At 72.5% G+C, this 12,614-nt stretch carries 24 protein-coding genes; all 24 read right to left on the bottom strand.

Going from position 1 to position 12,614, the window contains the following annotated elements; all coding sequences use genetic code 11:
* Positions 1-3 precede the first annotated feature (3 nt).
* The gene (locus EDD40_RS07745; RefSeq protein ID WP_123742292.1) at positions 4-1,668 is read right to left on the bottom strand and encodes a terminase large subunit domain-containing protein; all 1,665 of its coding nucleotides are present in this window, start codon (positions 1,666-1,668) and stop codon (positions 4-6) included.
* Positions 1,643-2,209: a helix-turn-helix domain-containing protein gene (locus tag EDD40_RS07740; protein WP_123742291.1), complete on the bottom strand. Its 567-nt coding sequence runs from the start codon at positions 2,207-2,209 to the stop codon at positions 1,643-1,645. Before EDD40_RS07740 ends, EDD40_RS07745 begins: the two co-directional genes overlap by 26 nt.
* 137 nt (positions 2,210-2,346) lie before the next feature.
* A complete protein-coding gene (locus tag EDD40_RS07735) occupies positions 2,347-2,820 on the bottom strand; it encodes an AAA family ATPase (RefSeq protein WP_170184992.1) in 474 nt (157 codons plus the stop codon).
* Complete coding sequence (locus EDD40_RS41530) at positions 2,817-3,155, bottom strand: HNH endonuclease (protein ID WP_246037520.1); 339 nt, start codon at positions 3,153-3,155, stop codon at positions 2,817-2,819. Before EDD40_RS41530 ends, EDD40_RS07735 begins: the two co-directional genes overlap by 4 nt.
* 21 nt (positions 3,156-3,176) lie before the next feature.
* On the bottom strand, positions 3,177-3,488 hold the full coding sequence (locus EDD40_RS41525; protein WP_170184991.1) for a hypothetical protein: 312 nt from the start codon (positions 3,486-3,488) through the stop codon (positions 3,177-3,179).
* On the bottom strand, positions 3,485-4,156 hold the full coding sequence (locus tag EDD40_RS41520; RefSeq protein WP_170184990.1) for a hypothetical protein: 672 nt from the start codon (positions 4,154-4,156) through the stop codon (positions 3,485-3,487). The genes EDD40_RS41525 and EDD40_RS41520 overlap by 4 nt, the downstream gene beginning before the upstream one ends.
* The gene (locus tag EDD40_RS07725) at positions 4,153-4,530 is read right to left on the bottom strand and encodes a hypothetical protein (protein WP_123742288.1); all 378 of its coding nucleotides are present in this window, start codon (positions 4,528-4,530) and stop codon (positions 4,153-4,155) included. Before EDD40_RS07725 ends, EDD40_RS41520 begins: the two co-directional genes overlap by 4 nt.
* Positions 4,527-4,799 carry a hypothetical protein gene (locus EDD40_RS07720; RefSeq protein WP_123742287.1) on the bottom strand — a complete coding sequence of 91 codons (273 nt, stop codon included), beginning with the start codon at positions 4,797-4,799 and terminating at the stop codon, positions 4,527-4,529. The genes EDD40_RS07725 and EDD40_RS07720 overlap by 4 nt, the downstream gene beginning before the upstream one ends.
* Positions 4,796-5,080: a hypothetical protein gene (locus EDD40_RS07715; RefSeq protein WP_123742286.1), complete on the bottom strand. Its 285-nt coding sequence runs from the start codon at positions 5,078-5,080 to the stop codon at positions 4,796-4,798. Before EDD40_RS07715 ends, EDD40_RS07720 begins: the two co-directional genes overlap by 4 nt.
* A gap of 22 nt (positions 5,081-5,102) precedes the next feature.
* The gene (locus EDD40_RS07710; protein WP_123742285.1) at positions 5,103-5,774 is read right to left on the bottom strand and encodes a hypothetical protein; all 672 of its coding nucleotides are present in this window, start codon (positions 5,772-5,774) and stop codon (positions 5,103-5,105) included.
* Entirely contained in the window at positions 5,771-6,889 is a 1,119-nt protein-coding gene (locus EDD40_RS07705; RefSeq protein WP_123742284.1) for an HNH endonuclease signature motif containing protein, read from the bottom strand. Before EDD40_RS07705 ends, EDD40_RS07710 begins: the two co-directional genes overlap by 4 nt.
* Positions 6,890-6,932: 43 nt before the next feature.
* The gene (locus tag EDD40_RS07700) at positions 6,933-7,157 is read right to left on the bottom strand and encodes a hypothetical protein (protein ID WP_148088717.1); all 225 of its coding nucleotides are present in this window, start codon (positions 7,155-7,157) and stop codon (positions 6,933-6,935) included.
* A gap of 89 nt (positions 7,158-7,246) precedes the next feature.
* A complete protein-coding gene (locus EDD40_RS41515) occupies positions 7,247-7,405 on the bottom strand; it encodes a hypothetical protein (protein WP_170184989.1) in 159 nt (52 codons plus the stop codon).
* Positions 7,402-8,094: a ParB/RepB/Spo0J family partition protein gene (locus EDD40_RS07695; RefSeq protein WP_123742282.1), complete on the bottom strand. Its 693-nt coding sequence runs from the start codon at positions 8,092-8,094 to the stop codon at positions 7,402-7,404. Before EDD40_RS07695 ends, EDD40_RS41515 begins: the two co-directional genes overlap by 4 nt.
* 78 nt (positions 8,095-8,172) lie before the next feature.
* Positions 8,173-8,883 carry a ribonuclease H family protein gene (locus tag EDD40_RS07690; protein WP_123742281.1) on the bottom strand — a complete coding sequence of 237 codons (711 nt, stop codon included), beginning with the start codon at positions 8,881-8,883 and terminating at the stop codon, positions 8,173-8,175.
* A 28-nt stretch (positions 8,884-8,911) separates the two neighbouring features.
* Positions 8,912-9,046 carry a hypothetical protein gene (locus EDD40_RS44305; protein ID WP_281277751.1) on the bottom strand — a complete coding sequence of 45 codons (135 nt, stop codon included), beginning with the start codon at positions 9,044-9,046 and terminating at the stop codon, positions 8,912-8,914.
* The gene (locus tag EDD40_RS07685) at positions 9,039-9,359 is read right to left on the bottom strand and encodes a hypothetical protein (protein WP_148088716.1); all 321 of its coding nucleotides are present in this window, start codon (positions 9,357-9,359) and stop codon (positions 9,039-9,041) included. The genes EDD40_RS44305 and EDD40_RS07685 overlap by 8 nt, the downstream gene beginning before the upstream one ends.
* Complete coding sequence (locus tag EDD40_RS07680) at positions 9,343-10,146, bottom strand: hypothetical protein (RefSeq protein ID WP_170184988.1); 804 nt, start codon at positions 10,144-10,146, stop codon at positions 9,343-9,345. The genes EDD40_RS07685 and EDD40_RS07680 overlap by 17 nt, the downstream gene beginning before the upstream one ends.
* Entirely contained in the window at positions 10,143-10,550 is a 408-nt protein-coding gene (locus EDD40_RS41510; RefSeq protein WP_170184987.1) for an archaellin/type IV pilin N-terminal domain-containing protein, read from the bottom strand. Before EDD40_RS41510 ends, EDD40_RS07680 begins: the two co-directional genes overlap by 4 nt.
* The gene (locus tag EDD40_RS41505) at positions 10,547-10,717 is read right to left on the bottom strand and encodes a hypothetical protein (protein WP_170184986.1); all 171 of its coding nucleotides are present in this window, start codon (positions 10,715-10,717) and stop codon (positions 10,547-10,549) included. The genes EDD40_RS41510 and EDD40_RS41505 overlap by 4 nt, the downstream gene beginning before the upstream one ends.
* Complete coding sequence (locus EDD40_RS07675) at positions 10,717-11,622, bottom strand: hypothetical protein (protein ID WP_170184985.1); 906 nt, start codon at positions 11,620-11,622, stop codon at positions 10,717-10,719. The genes EDD40_RS41505 and EDD40_RS07675 overlap by 1 nt, the downstream gene beginning before the upstream one ends.
* The gene (locus EDD40_RS07670; protein ID WP_123742277.1) at positions 11,619-11,915 is read right to left on the bottom strand and encodes a hypothetical protein; all 297 of its coding nucleotides are present in this window, start codon (positions 11,913-11,915) and stop codon (positions 11,619-11,621) included. Before EDD40_RS07670 ends, EDD40_RS07675 begins: the two co-directional genes overlap by 4 nt.
* A complete protein-coding gene (locus tag EDD40_RS07665; protein ID WP_170184984.1) occupies positions 11,912-12,334 on the bottom strand; it encodes a zinc finger domain-containing protein in 423 nt (140 codons plus the stop codon). The genes EDD40_RS07670 and EDD40_RS07665 overlap by 4 nt, the downstream gene beginning before the upstream one ends.
* Positions 12,335-12,378: 44 nt before the next feature.
* The gene (locus EDD40_RS07660; RefSeq protein ID WP_123742275.1) at positions 12,379-12,606 is read right to left on the bottom strand and encodes a helix-turn-helix transcriptional regulator; all 228 of its coding nucleotides are present in this window, start codon (positions 12,604-12,606) and stop codon (positions 12,379-12,381) included.
* Between the last annotated feature and the right edge of the window lie 8 nt (positions 12,607-12,614).

Below are 12,614 nucleotides of genomic sequence, written 5' to 3'. Positions count from 1 at the left end.
CTCTCACCAGATGTTCGCCAAGGGGTCATAGGCCTGGACCACCAGGTGCACCCGCGCCCGATACGCCCACCGCGCCAATGTGACCGCTACCAGAGGGCTGATGTCGCCGGACGACTTCATCCGGCCCCACGCGTAGGCGTCGCCCAAGGGGCGGCTGACTGCGTTGGCGAGGGCCAGGTTGAGCGGCAACTGATCCAGGTGCCGGATCGTGCCCAGCACGACCTCGGACACCACCTCGAACTCGCCGTCGACCACCAGGGCAGCGCCGTCGTCGTGTCCGTCGTCGGCCTGGGCCTCGTCGTCGGGCGCGTCCTTGGGGGGCCGGCAGGCGTCGGTGAACGCGCCGCACGCCGCGGCGACGTCGGCCGCGGTGGGCACCGCCAGATCGCCCCACGCGGGCTTGTCGGGGTTCTTCGGCCGCGACAACCCGCTGGGCCTGTTCTCACGCTTCAGACGCTCGGCGTCTTCCTCCAGCTCCAGCAGCAGCGCGCCGCCCGGCCCCTTGGCGTCGATCGCGATCGCGATCGGGTTGTGCCTGTCCCGCAGCTGCTTGAGCCGCTCGGGCAGCCAGTTGACGCCCGCCTGGTGGTCGACGACCTCCACGTGCTCCAGGCCGTCCTCACGGACGCTGTAGACCGCGATGCAGGCGTACTGCCGGTCCGGGGTGATGTCCACCGCCAGGGCCACGTACCTGCCGCGCTTGGACTCCAGGTCGACCAGGCCGGGCCATTCCTGCGAGGGCACGTTCTTGTCGGGCTCGGGCTGCTCGACGGAGGTGACGTTGAGGAACGCGCGGTCGAAATCGGCCGGGGCCATCGACTCCAGCTCGGCCTGCACGGCTTCCTCGGTCTGGGTGTGGCCCAGCGCGGGCATCACCGCGCGCCACACCCGCCGGTCGGTGCGGTCGTACACGTCGGGCGGGGTCCAGTCGAACGCGCAGAACCGCGAGGCGAGGCGGAGATCCGACTCGATGATGTCGTGCGCCAGCTGGCGCTTGAAGTTCAGGAACTCGCTGTCCTCGTCACCGGCGGTGGAGACGATCCACAGCTGCGGCTGCGGCCGGGTGATCATCGCGGGGCCGAACGCGGCCTCCAGGCGGTTGTCGACCTGGGCGAACGCCTCGTCGATCATCGCCATGTCCAACACCGGGCCGTGACCGGACTTCTTGGTGTTGGCCGAGATGCCCCACCGGCTGCGGTTGTGGAACTTGATGTGCTCGCGCCCGTTGGCGGTCACGACCGCCTTGACGCGCTTCCACACCGCCGGCGCGGCCTTGAGCGCTTCGACGTGCTCCTCTTCCCACTTCTCGCGGGCGAGGTTGCGCGTCTGTGCGGTGTAGACGATGCCCTGCCGGGGCCAGGCGCACGCCCGCCACGCCATCAGCGCCTGCTGCAACGTGGTCTTGCCCGACTGCCTGGGCACCATCAGCAGCACGTGCCGGTAGACCAGCAGCCCCGTGTCCGGGTCGACCTCCAGCGCCACGTCGGCGACGTACCGCTGCCACGGCATGAACGGCGTGCCGAGCGCGGCGGCGTACTTGGCGACCTTGCCGCCGTAGGTCTTGCGGTCCTCGTTGCGCGGGGTTCCCCACCGGGGCACGCACTCCAGGCCGTAGAGCCGGCTCAGCTGCTCGCGCAGCTCCTCAGTCCGGCTCTCCGGCGTCGTCAAGATCGTCCTCCTCGGGAGGAGGCTCGGCACGGCCGGCCATGAGCGCCGCGGTGAGCTCGCGCAGCTCCTTGACCAGCTGCGGCAGCTTGTCGTGGCCGTTGTCGACAGCCTCGGCCACCACGAACAGCGCCGCCGCCAGCGTGCCCTCGAACTCGTCGAGCTCGCCCATGTCCTCGACGTCCTCGCGGGCCTGGGCCAGAACCTGCCCGCCACGCCGGCGCCGCTCGGCGCACTCGGTGCACGGCGGGGCGTCGTCGAAGCCGAACTTCTCGGCGTGCTCGCCGAGCAGGTCGCGCACCGGCGTGGACAGCGCCGCAGCGATCAGCACGAGCTCGTCGGCGGTGACCTCGCGGCGCCGCTGGCCGTCCTTGTCGCGCCGGCCGGTCTCGATGTAGCCGACGACCGCGGCCGACATCGACTGCGGCGCGCCGACGTCCCACAGCTCCGTCGCGAGCTCGTCGCGCGTGAGCCCGCGCTTCTTGCGGTGCTCCCGGATCGCAGCGGCTATCACATCGCTGATCACGGTGATCCGATCGCTCATCAAACCGCCTCCCACCAGCCCTTTTGTGGCTTCCCGGGGAGAAAAAAAGGGAGGGCTGGGAGAGGGGTCACCCGGCCGCAGCTCACCAAAAACCGCAGGTCAGAGCCTCGCGACCTGTTTTCGCAGGTCAGAGGGGGTCACCATGCCTGTGACCTGCGGAACTGATCAGGCCGCTCCGCAGTGGTCGACGGGACGGTCGGGACCAGCCCGGCCCGGGCGTACCACTGCCGGATGGCGTCGCCAGTCCCCTCAGGACGGTGGTCGACGCCAGCCCGGCGCAGGCACTCGACCATGCCGGGGTCGAGCAGCACCAGCTCGGCGCGCAGCCGGGCGGCCAGGCGCTCCCGCTCGTCGGGGTAGGGCAGGCAGCGCACCACGTACGCGGTGACATCCTCGGCCTCGGCGATCCGGTCCAGTTCGGCGCGCAGCCGCATCTCGGCGCGCTGCGTGATCCGGCGGCCGTGGTCGTGCCCGGCCCGGCTGCCCAGCGTGCGGGCGATCAGGTCGCGGTCGACGACCAGGCCGGGCCGCTGCACCGCCAGCGCTCTCGCCAAGGTGGTCTTGCCCGCGCACGGCGGGCCGGTGATCAGCACCACGTGCCGCACGCTCACCACTCCTGCGATCGTCGGAACGCCTGGGTCCTCCGGCCCGGCACGTCTGCACCGGCGCTGCTGTTGCAGGCGCGGTGCTCGGGCCGGGCGTTGGCCACCGACGCCACCCCGCCACGTGCCCGGGCACGCCGGTGTCCGGTGGTGTAGCTCATGCGGTGGTTGGGCGGCAGGGTCATGTCGATCTGCAGGCCGCACCTGCCGCACACCGGCGGCAGTCGCTTGGTCGCCGCGACGATCCGCCGCCACGGCCTGCCCTTGCGCCCCTGCCACTTCGCCACCGCGACCACCACCCCGGACGTGCGCGTGCCCCGCACCAACCAGGTGGTGCGGGGCACGGGCCGGGAGCCGATCCCCGGCTACTCGGCACGGGCAGCCATGAGGGGTGAGGTGTCCGATGAAGACAGTTCACCAAGTTGACCGGAGGTTACTTCACCGCTGGTCGGCGTGTCCAACGGCCCCCTCAGCCGCTCATAGGTGGCGGTGGCGGCGCGCACCGAGTACTCGGTGAGGCGGCCTCGGCTGGTGGTGCTGTGCCGGCGGGGCCACCCGTCGCGCTGCGCCCATCGCTGCAACGTGCCGACCGGGACGCCGCCGAGCATGATCGACAGGGCCTCGGCGTCGGTCACGGGCTCGCCCGGCGCGAGCTCCCCGATTCGGGCCTTGATCACCTGGTGGCCTCCTGTGCCTGCTGAAGGTCGACCCACCGGTAGGCGGGCCACAGCGTGCCGCACTGGGGGCAGCGCAGCGCGCGGTCGCCGGGCCGGGCGTGAAGCCGCTGCCCGCACTGGATCGGGGCGCCGGTGCGGGCGTCGTGGTCGACGAGAACCGGGCACACCCCGACCGGGATGCGGCCGCGGGTCTCCCCGGCGAGCTGCGCCAGGACCCGGCGCAGCTCGACCACCTCGAAGGCGAACTTCCCGACTGCGTCTTGCTTGCGGATCCAGCTCCACATGCGCACCAGCACCACGACCTCGCCGGCCAGCGTGGGCGCGCCGGTGCGAGCGGGTAGCCCGGTGGACTCGCGCACCCCGTCAGCCCAGTAGGCGAGGGTGGCGAGCACGCCAGCCTGGGCGAGCCGGTCAGCGCGGTCCAGGCGGGCCAGGTTCACCGGCGGTCCGGAGCGGTAGACCGTCGCCCCGCGGGGTCCGTCGCCGCCGCCGGTGCCGTACTCGGCTTCCTCGGCGACGACGGGGTGCAGTCGGACGACGTCGTCGAGCGCGTCGCGCACGTACGTCGCGCACGGGTCGCAGGTCCGGTAGCCCTCGGCTGCGACGTGCGTCTCGCGGATCAGGCAGGGTCCGCGGTCGGAGGTGCCTACCGGTGGTGGCCCGGTCACCGGCGACTCCGGCCGAACACGAGGGACCACAGCCGCGCCGAGACGTTCACGCACGCGTCCACCAGCAGCTCGTTGACGCTGGGCCGGTCGAGACGGGTGTCGGGCGTGGTGCTGGTGTAGATGACCTGGGGTTGCGGCCCGGTGGGCTGTTCGACGCGCAACGGGCCGGGGTGCACCTGCACGGCCGGGCGCTGGCCGTCGATCACCACCTGGCGCTCGGCGACGGTCCGCTGCTCGCACGCTCCGGAGCAGTACTTCGGGATGCGGCCGCGGTCCCGCTCCCGGGCGGGCAGTCGGCAGTGCGATGCCCAGCAGGTCTCGGGTGTCGGGTCGGTGTGGCTGACCATCGTCGTCGGCCGAGGCGGGTGCGTCACGTGCTGCTCCTGGTGGTGATCAGGGACTGGACGGCGATCCAGGTGTCGGTGCCGTGCGCCGCTGCGGCGCCCTGGGCGGCCCGCAGGATCAGGCAGGCGAGTCGGTCGGCGTCGGCCTCGCCGTCGACGGTCGCCGAGGCGGACAGGTAGCTGCCGTCGGGCCGGTGGATGGCGACGTTGACGTGGGTGGTGCCGTCGTCTCCGTCCCCGTCGTCATCGCGGTCGACCATGACCGGGATGTCGGGGAGCTCGTCGTGGATCTCGATCACCGGGTCCTCCTCGTGCGACGGCGGGTGCGGTTGCGGTAGGCGCGGCCGTCGATCGGCAGCGGGGCGGGGCGGGTGAACGCGGGATCGCCTCGGCGCCCGTCGCGGACGATCTTCTCGGCCCGGCCTGCAGCGCGTGCCGCGGCGTGCAGCTTCCAGTACGCGCGGTGGGCCAGCGTCGTTGCGACAAGGGCGTCGAGCGAGCGTTGCGCGCCGACTGCCGCGCGACGCAGGCCGCTGACGTCCGCGCGTATGACGAGGTGGAGGTTCTTGGGCTGGGCCATGGCGGGTGGCGGTCCTCTCGGGTCAGGTGCGGCGGGCGGGCAGGGTGCCCCGGACGCCGCGGTACCAGGCGGTCCGGGTGCCCTGTGGGCAGGTCTGGCGGTGCGGGGTGTGCACCTTCTTGCCGTCGGTGATGGCGGCGGCGAGCTGGCCGTGCTTGAGCGGGTGGCAGCGCGGGCCGCGGTCGTCGACGGAGAGCAGCAGGTGCCCGTCCGGTGAGGGCTCGGCGTCGATGGGCGTGCTCTCTCCTCGCGGGTTGGTGGCGTGGACGATCCGGCGGTGGCACCAGCCGCACGGCACGACGTAGGACGCGACGTCGCGGCGGGCCTGGTCGACGGGCAGCAGCCGGCGGCCGGGCGCGGGCGGTTCGGGCGCGGCGGGCAGGGCGGGGTGTGCGCCTGCCGGGAACGCGGCGTCGGCTTCCCGGATGCGGGCGACGCAGCCGGGTCCGCGCCGCTTCCGGCCGTGCGGGTGCGCGCATGGCTCGCCCACGTCGGCGCCGCAGCCGTCGGGGGCCTCGCAGTCGGTCCGGTCGATCTCGTGCCGCTCGCGGACGGGGCGGCGGTGGAGCCGGACGCAGTCCACGCCGACCGGTGCGCCGCAGCCGCCGTCGCTCGGGGCCGGGCAGGCGACGAGTCGGAGGTGCTCTTGTTCCTGCAGGAGTTCCCAGGTGCCTTGATTGGGGTTGCTGGTCACGGCGGGCCTTCCTCCTCCGGTGGTGGGTTGCTGGTTGCGGACTTGCGGTAGGTGGGTGGGTTGGCTGCGGAGCGGGGTGTGGTGGCAGGTCCGATGACGGGTCTTCTGCCTGCCGGGCCTACGTCGCCTGCGTGTGGAACCTGTGGTGAGCGGCTGCCCCCACCTGCCCTACCCCTCTGGGGAGGCAGGCCGTCTGTGGTCGTACCCGGCGATGCCCTGGAGGTCTGTTCCCGCTGGTGAGCCCGGTTTTCCACAGGGCTGTCCCCCGGTTGTGGATCACTGGTCGGGTCGGGATCGGATCGGTGATCGGAATCAGGTCCGATCAGATCCGGATCAGGTGATGGATCAGGTGATCCGGTGGTGATCCGGTCGGTGGTCTCGGCGGGTTCCGCGCCGGGTTGCGGCCACGGGGTGTGGCGTTCGATCGAGAACGGGTCGGTGCCCTTGGGCCAGCCCACGGGCGGGAACACGCCGGGGTTGGTGGGCACGTCGACGGGCGGGCCGTGCAGGGTGAGCCCGGCCGCAGCCGGGGTGCGCGCGTCCTTCTTCTTGCTGTTGCAGAACATGCACGCCACGACGAGGTTGTCGGCGCCCGCCGCGAGGGTGGGGTCGACGTGGTCGATCGTCAGCATCCGCGGGCTCTTGCGGTCGGCCCAGGGCACGACGGTGAGGCAGTAGCGGCAGGCGTTGCCGTCGCGCTGACGGATCAGCAGGATGAGGTCCTGGTCCTTGAGCTCGGTGCCCTTGGCGCGGTGGACGGTGTTCTCGGCCTTGCTGGGGTTGTGGTTGAGCCAGTCGTGGATCCAGTAGCCGCCCATCTCGGCGGTCCACTTCTTGTCGTGCAGGCACGAGCAGAGGTCCTCGTCGGGCACGTCCGGGTCGAACTTGTGCAGCAGGGGCGCGCGGCCGTTGGCCTTGATCGTGGTGACCGCGGTGAGTTCCTTCTCGGTGAACTCGCGGTCGACCACCCACTGCGGGAGCCACCCGTCGGTGCCCTGTTGGGCGGCGTAGAGCCAGCTGAACAGCACGCCCCATCCGCCGGTGCGGGAGGCCTGCGCGACCGCGCGCAGCTTGGGGTTGCCGTTGGCCTTGTCGTCGCCTTTCAGCCACGCCATCAGGTCACCGGCCCTGTAAGTGTGCGGTGGGGGTCGGTGTGGATCACCCTGCGGTCCTCCAGTCGTGCGTGGCGTTCGGGTGCAGCTGCAGCCGCTCGCGGATGCGGGCGGCGGTGTAGGTGGTCATGTGCAGTCGCTCGGCGATCTCGGTGTCGGTGAGCCCGCCGCGGACCAGCCCATCGACCAGCTGCGCGCGCTGGTCGGTGGGCAGGGCCTCGGCGGGTTCCCGGCCGGCGAGCACGAGTGCGACGAGACGGCGGAGTGCCATGTCGATCGTCCTTTCGCGACGGTTGCCGGTGGACAGGGCTGGGCGGCCGGTACCCGGGGGAAGCGGGCACCGGCCGCCTGAGGGGTGGGTCAGGGCCGTTCGAAGGGCGCCCTCGGGTCCGGTCGTGTGTGCAGCCGGCGCCCGCGCAGCGCCGACACGGCCATGCCGACGACGGCCAGGACCACGACGAGCGCGATGACCACGACACCGGCGACGGCCAGCTGCTCGACCTGCACGCCGCGGTTCACCGGGCCTCACCGCCGGAGACGGTGAGGCCGCGCAGCTCGGCGACGAGCTCGACGACCTGCGGACCGGTCAGGCCGGTCTCGGCGGCGTCGGCCAGGACCCGTTCGGCCAGGCGGTCCACGCCCTTCTGCACCCAGCCGGGCGCGCGCCGCGTCTTGAACGTCGCCGGGTCCGGATCCGTCGTGCCGGTGGACGTGCGGGCGGAGGGCGTCGGGGCGTCGTCGGGGTTCTGGGCAAGCCAGTTGTAGATGGTCGCTTCGCTCTTGCCGTAGCGCTCGGCGACTTCCCGGACCGTCCACCCGTCCGCGCGCAGGCACCGGATGGCGTGCGCCCGCTCGGCCGGGCTCATCGGCTTCTTGTGCACGTCGGTGGCCACGGTGATGGCCACGACCTCGTCGTCGGTCACCGACGCCTGCCACATGACCGGCACGGTGCGCAAGTTGGCCAACCGGCACGCCAGGTAGCGGCGGCGGCCGTCCACGATCTCGTGGACTTCGCCGCGCTGTTGCACCAGCAGCGGCTGCAGCAGTCCGAACTGGCCGATCGACTCGACCAGTTCGGTGAGGTCCCCCGGGTCTCGGTGCATGTTGGCGGGGTGCAGCCGCAGCCGGGTGATCGAGATACGGCCCGAGCGCAGCGGCTGGGTGTGGCCCAGCGCTGCGCGGGTGCGGGCGGTGTGGTTGCGGCTCATCCTTCGGCTCCCTCGTCCTCGAGGGGCTCGACGGCGGGCGGCCGGTCGATCGCCTCGACCCGCAGCGGCAGGGTTCGATCATCCACAGTGGACACCTCCGGCGAGTAGTACGGGTTCCACCGGGAGGCCGCGGGCGACCCGGTCGGCGACGTTGTGCAGCGGGTGCGTCTTGGTGCGCACCTCCGTGACCGTCACGCGCACACCGCGTGACCTGGCCGAGCGCAGAATCTTGAACGCGTCCAGCGGCACCCACTTCGGTGTGGACTGGAACGTCCGGAACTCGCCCGACAGGATCGCGACACCGGCCCGTCGGGCACCGTCGTTGTCGGACAGGACCTCCACCGCGTGGCCGGAGGGAAACAGGCGGGTGGCGTGCGCGATGGCCAGCAACTCCAGAGCGTTAGTGGAGGTGGTGTAGGGCCAGGTGCCGCCCAGCACCCACCCTGCGTCGGTGACCACACCCCAGCCGGACCGGCGGTCGAACGTCCGGATCGAGCCGTCGACCGCCACGACGTCGCCGCGACCGCGCATCGCCGCCGGCAGATCCAGGTGCGCGGCCGGGAGGCGCAGCAGCGCAACGTCCGGCCACAGCGCCACGGGCCGGCCCGGGCGCAGCCGGGTCCACGTCAGCGTGTCGTGCGGCCCGAGCGACTCGCGCACCCGCTGGCGGGCCTGGTCGATCGTGGCCTCGGCGCCCCGGTCGACGAGCCCGCACGGACACGCGTTGTGCCACACCGCGTGCCCGCTCACGGTCGCGGCCACCGTGGCGGTCACGTCGTGCCGACCCACCAGGTGTCGACACCACCGACGCAGGACCTCACGCACAGGCCATCACCGCCTGCGACACGGCCACCGTCAACGGCAGCCCCACGAACACCACGACCACGGCCAGCAGTTCGACAGCCTCCAGAACGGTCACCAGCCACTCGGGCAGGTCGACCGGGTCATCCACGGCGGTCACCCGCCTTTGCGGCCAGAACTTCCGGTTCGCACCAGCAGGCGAAGTCGTCGACACCGGTGCTGTGTGGTCGGGGGTCACCGAGGCTGCCCCGGTGGATCACCAACGGGCGCTGCCGCGCGGTAACGGTGTCCCAGAACACCAAGATCGCGTCCCGGTCGCTCACCGTGTCGGTGTGCAGCGGTGAACGGGAGGCGGCCCGGCCGTTGCGGGGACAGGGCGCGATGTGGGTGTGCACCACGCACGCCTGCACCGGGCCGTTGTCCCCGATCGTCTCGGAGATCACGCACTCAGCCACGGCGATCATCACCCTGCGAGCTGTTCGGGCGCAGCCGCTGCGTTGCGACGTCCAGCAGGTCTTCCAGCGACATACCGCTGTACGCGGGAGATTCCAGCCCCAGCATCAACCGCAGCCGGGTGCGCGCGGTGATCAGCCGAGTCTCTTGGCGCTCGATCACGCTGTGCGTCTCGTCCAACCGCAGCCGGTTCTGGTCGATCAGCGCGCGCTGGGCACCGATCGTTCGCGACGCGCGCCCGTAGGCGCGGTGCGCCTGGCGCACGATCCGGTCGCGAGCGGCCTGGCGGTCGTGCTCGGCGAGCTCGCGGCGCACCGTGTACAGCTCGCGCGCCAGGATCTCGATCGCCGACTGCCGCTCGCGCACGGTGGCGACGAGCGTGTCGACGTCCGCGCGCGCGTCGGCCAGCTCGCCACCGTAGTGCTCCTCCAAAGCCTGGTAGGAGATCAGCGCAACGCGGATCTCCTCCAGCAGCGCCTTGTGCGAGGCGAGCACCTGGTGCACAGCCAGGTCGTCGACCAGGCGGGCGGCCTGCACCGCGCTCGCGATCGGCTCGGGCAGCTCGGTCCCCACGCTGTCGATCACGGCGAGCAGCACGGCCTGCATGACGTGCCGCTGCCACGATCGGGTGTCGGTCCGGCCGCCGACCTCGCGGAACGTGAACGCCTCGCCGCACCCGCACGTGTCCGAGGGGAACAGCGTGTGCTTCGCCGACACGTCGACCATCAGGTCGAGCCGCGTCTGGGTGCGGCCGGCGGGCGGCGGCTCCTCAATGGCGAACTCGGTCGGGATCGTCATCGCTGGTTCACCACCCCGGTGATCTCGACCACGGTGGTGGTGACGACCTGCGTCGGCCGGTCGTCGGGCACGCAGCCCGTCACCGTCAACACGACGGCGACGAGAAGGAGCGCGGCGAACACGCCGATGGCTGCGCGCCGGATGGCACGCGGGTGGGTCTGGGGCATGAGCAGCCTCACGGTGGGAAGCGAACGGGCGTGCAGGGCGACGTGGACCAGGACCAGGTCCACGACGACGGACAGGGAGCCGACGACCAGACCGCCGGCGGCCGGGCCGTCGACGGCGGCCACGGCGGCACCGGCCAGCGCGACCAGCGCCATGACGACGCCGGTCCACACCACGAGGTGCAGCCACGCGGCCACGACCTCGGCGACGTCGACGGCCAGGCGCACGGCGGCGGTCACGCGATCACGACCAGCACGGCCGCGACCACGTACAGGCCGAGGTGGACGAGCACCATGCCGAGCAGGCCGGGGTGGTCGAAAGGGCGCCGCTGGAGCAGCCGGAACGGGCGGCGGAACGGGCGCGGCAGTCGCAGCTTGCGCCGCCGGGGCTTGGCGTGCGCGGCCATCACCCACCGGTCCCGGCAGGCTCGGCGCGGGTGTCGACCAGACCGCGCAACCGCTGCGCCTCGGCGACGACCTCGGCCAGCGACGCACCGAGCTGCATCCCGAGCGCCTGGGCGATCTGGTCGACGCCGGTGTGCAGCTGCTCGATCACGTCGCCGACTTCCGACCGCGTCCGCGCACGCCGTTCGGCCAGCGGCAGCCGGTCCGGGAGGTGGGGCAGCGACAGCTGCTCGCGCACGGCGCTCAGCGCCTGGTCGTACTCGTCCACCTCGTCGGCCAGCAGCTGCGCCGACGCGGTGAGCCGCTCCACGTCCTTGGCGAGCGGGGCGCCCAGGCCCTCGGTCGGCAGGTAGAGGTCCCACACCACCGACTGCGCCTCCGCCACGGGGTCGGCCGATGCCGGAGGCTCGGCGGCCTGGTCCGTCTCGTCCGCCTGCTCAGTGGCCTGGCCGGTTCCGTCCGCCGGCTCGGCCGGGGCGTCGACGGCGTCCTGCTCCTCGATGGCGGCGGGAACGGAGTCGACCTCGGCGTCATCTGCCGGTGCCGAGCTCGGCCCGCCGGTGACGGCCTGGTGCTCGACGTCGACGTCGTCCTCGGTGACGACGTCGTCGACGGCGGCCTGGTCCGGCCAGCCGGGACCGTCGTCGTGCGCGTGCAGCACCAGCTGCGCCTGGTCGGCGCGCGAGGTCATCGCCCGCGCGCCGATCTCCAGCAGCCGCCGCAGCAACGGCGGGGTGGCCGCCCGGGCGGCCACCTCCTTCATCACCGCGCCGATCTCCAGGTCGGAGCCGATCACCACCTGCAGCGCACCGGTGCCACCACCGGCCGAGGCCATCGCCGAGCGGGCGGAGGACTCGGCCGCGTCCAGGCGCTCGAGGAACACGCCGTGCCACTGCGGGGCCATCACGCACCACTCCGCACGGCCGCCTGCAACTCGTCGTCCAACCGGTTCGCCAACGTGGTGCTGGTGTTGCCCAGCGCGAGCAGCGACAGCTGCGTCGGCGACTCGGCCAGGAAGTACGTCGACGCGTCGAACGCGGCGTGCGCCTGGGCGCGGTACGCGCGCACCAGCTGCTGCTGGTGCACCACCTGCGCCGTCAGCCGGCGCGGCGACGCCGGCGGCCGGTGCAGCACCTGCACCTGACGCGCCGCGGACGCGACCTCGGCCAGCGCGGCACGCCGCGCCTGCACCCGGCTCACGACAAACTCCCGGACACCGGCACGTCGATGGCCAGGCCCTCGACCGCTACAGCGTCGGCGACCTCGGCGTGCACGTCGGCGTGTTGGTCGGCCAGGCCGACGACCACCGCCACCAAGCGGTCGACGTGGAGCACGGTCGCGCCGACCCCGCGGCAGGGGTGCCACGGAGCCGCCGCGCACGCCGGGCACTCCACCCGCCAGGGGTCCACCGTCGGTGCGCCCGGCGCCACCACCAGGTCCAGACCCGGCAGCCGCAAGCTCACCAGCAGCGCGTCGAAGGCCTCAGCGAGCGTCACCGGCATGGGGGCCTGGTCGTCGGCGAGGAACGCGCCGACGACTTCGGCCAGCGCGCGCCGGTGCTCGTCGGCCAAGTGCCCGCGCAGCAGCCGCCCGACGGGCGACGTCACGTCAGCTCGCACGGCGTGACGGCCGCGCTGGGTTTCCGAGGTGCTCGTCGACGCGGTCATCGCACACCGCCCCGCACCGACGCGGCCTTCTGGGCGTCCACCCAGGCCAGGACCTTGTCCTCGTCGTAGACGACGGAGCCCTCCAGCACGTAGCTCTCGGGCCCACGGTCCTCGTGTCGCCACCAGCGCAGGGTGGACTGGGGGATACCGGTGAGTTCGGAGACCTCGGGGGTCTTCAGCCGCCGTACTCTGGTGCGCTGGTCGGGTAGTTTCTTAGGGGGCATTGGAGTTC

Source organism: Saccharothrix texasensis (genome assembly GCF_003752005.1).
Taxonomy (GTDB): Bacteria; Actinomycetota; Actinomycetes; order Mycobacteriales; family Pseudonocardiaceae; genus Actinosynnema; species Actinosynnema texasense.
This window is presented reverse-complemented; position numbering and strand designations above follow the sequence as displayed.

What these genes read in the sequence shown, in the direction of transcription:
- EDD40_RS07705 (WP_123742284.1), bottom strand. Translation starts at nt 6,889, where the DNA reads ATGGCGTGGCTGAAAGGCGACGACAAGGCCAACGGCAACCCCAAGCTG.
- EDD40_RS07740 (WP_123742291.1), bottom strand. Translation starts at nt 2,209, where the DNA reads ATGAGCGATCGGATCACCGTGATCAGCGATGTGATAGCCGCTGCGATC.
- EDD40_RS07660 (WP_123742275.1), bottom strand. Translation starts at nt 12,606, where the DNA reads ATGCCCCCTAAGAAACTACCCGACCAGCGCACCAGAGTACGGCGGCTG.
- EDD40_RS07695 (WP_123742282.1), bottom strand. Translation starts at nt 8,094, where the DNA reads ATGAGCCGCAACCACACCGCCCGCACCCGCGCAGCGCTGGGCCACACC.
- EDD40_RS41505 (WP_170184986.1), bottom strand. Translation starts at nt 10,717, where the DNA reads ATGGCCGCGCACGCCAAGCCCCGGCGGCGCAAGCTGCGACTGCCGCGC.
- EDD40_RS07680 (WP_170184988.1), bottom strand. Translation starts at nt 10,146, where the DNA reads ATGACGATCCCGACCGAGTTCGCCATTGAGGAGCCGCCGCCCGCCGGC.
- EDD40_RS07715 (WP_123742286.1), bottom strand. Translation starts at nt 5,080, where the DNA reads ATGGCCCAGCCCAAGAACCTCCACCTCGTCATACGCGCGGACGTCAGC.
- EDD40_RS07685 (WP_148088716.1), bottom strand. Translation starts at nt 9,359, where the DNA reads ATGATCGCCGTGGCTGAGTGCGTGATCTCCGAGACGATCGGGGACAAC.
- EDD40_RS07700 (WP_148088717.1), bottom strand. Translation starts at nt 7,157, where the DNA reads ATGGCACTCCGCCGTCTCGTCGCACTCGTGCTCGCCGGCCGGGAACCC.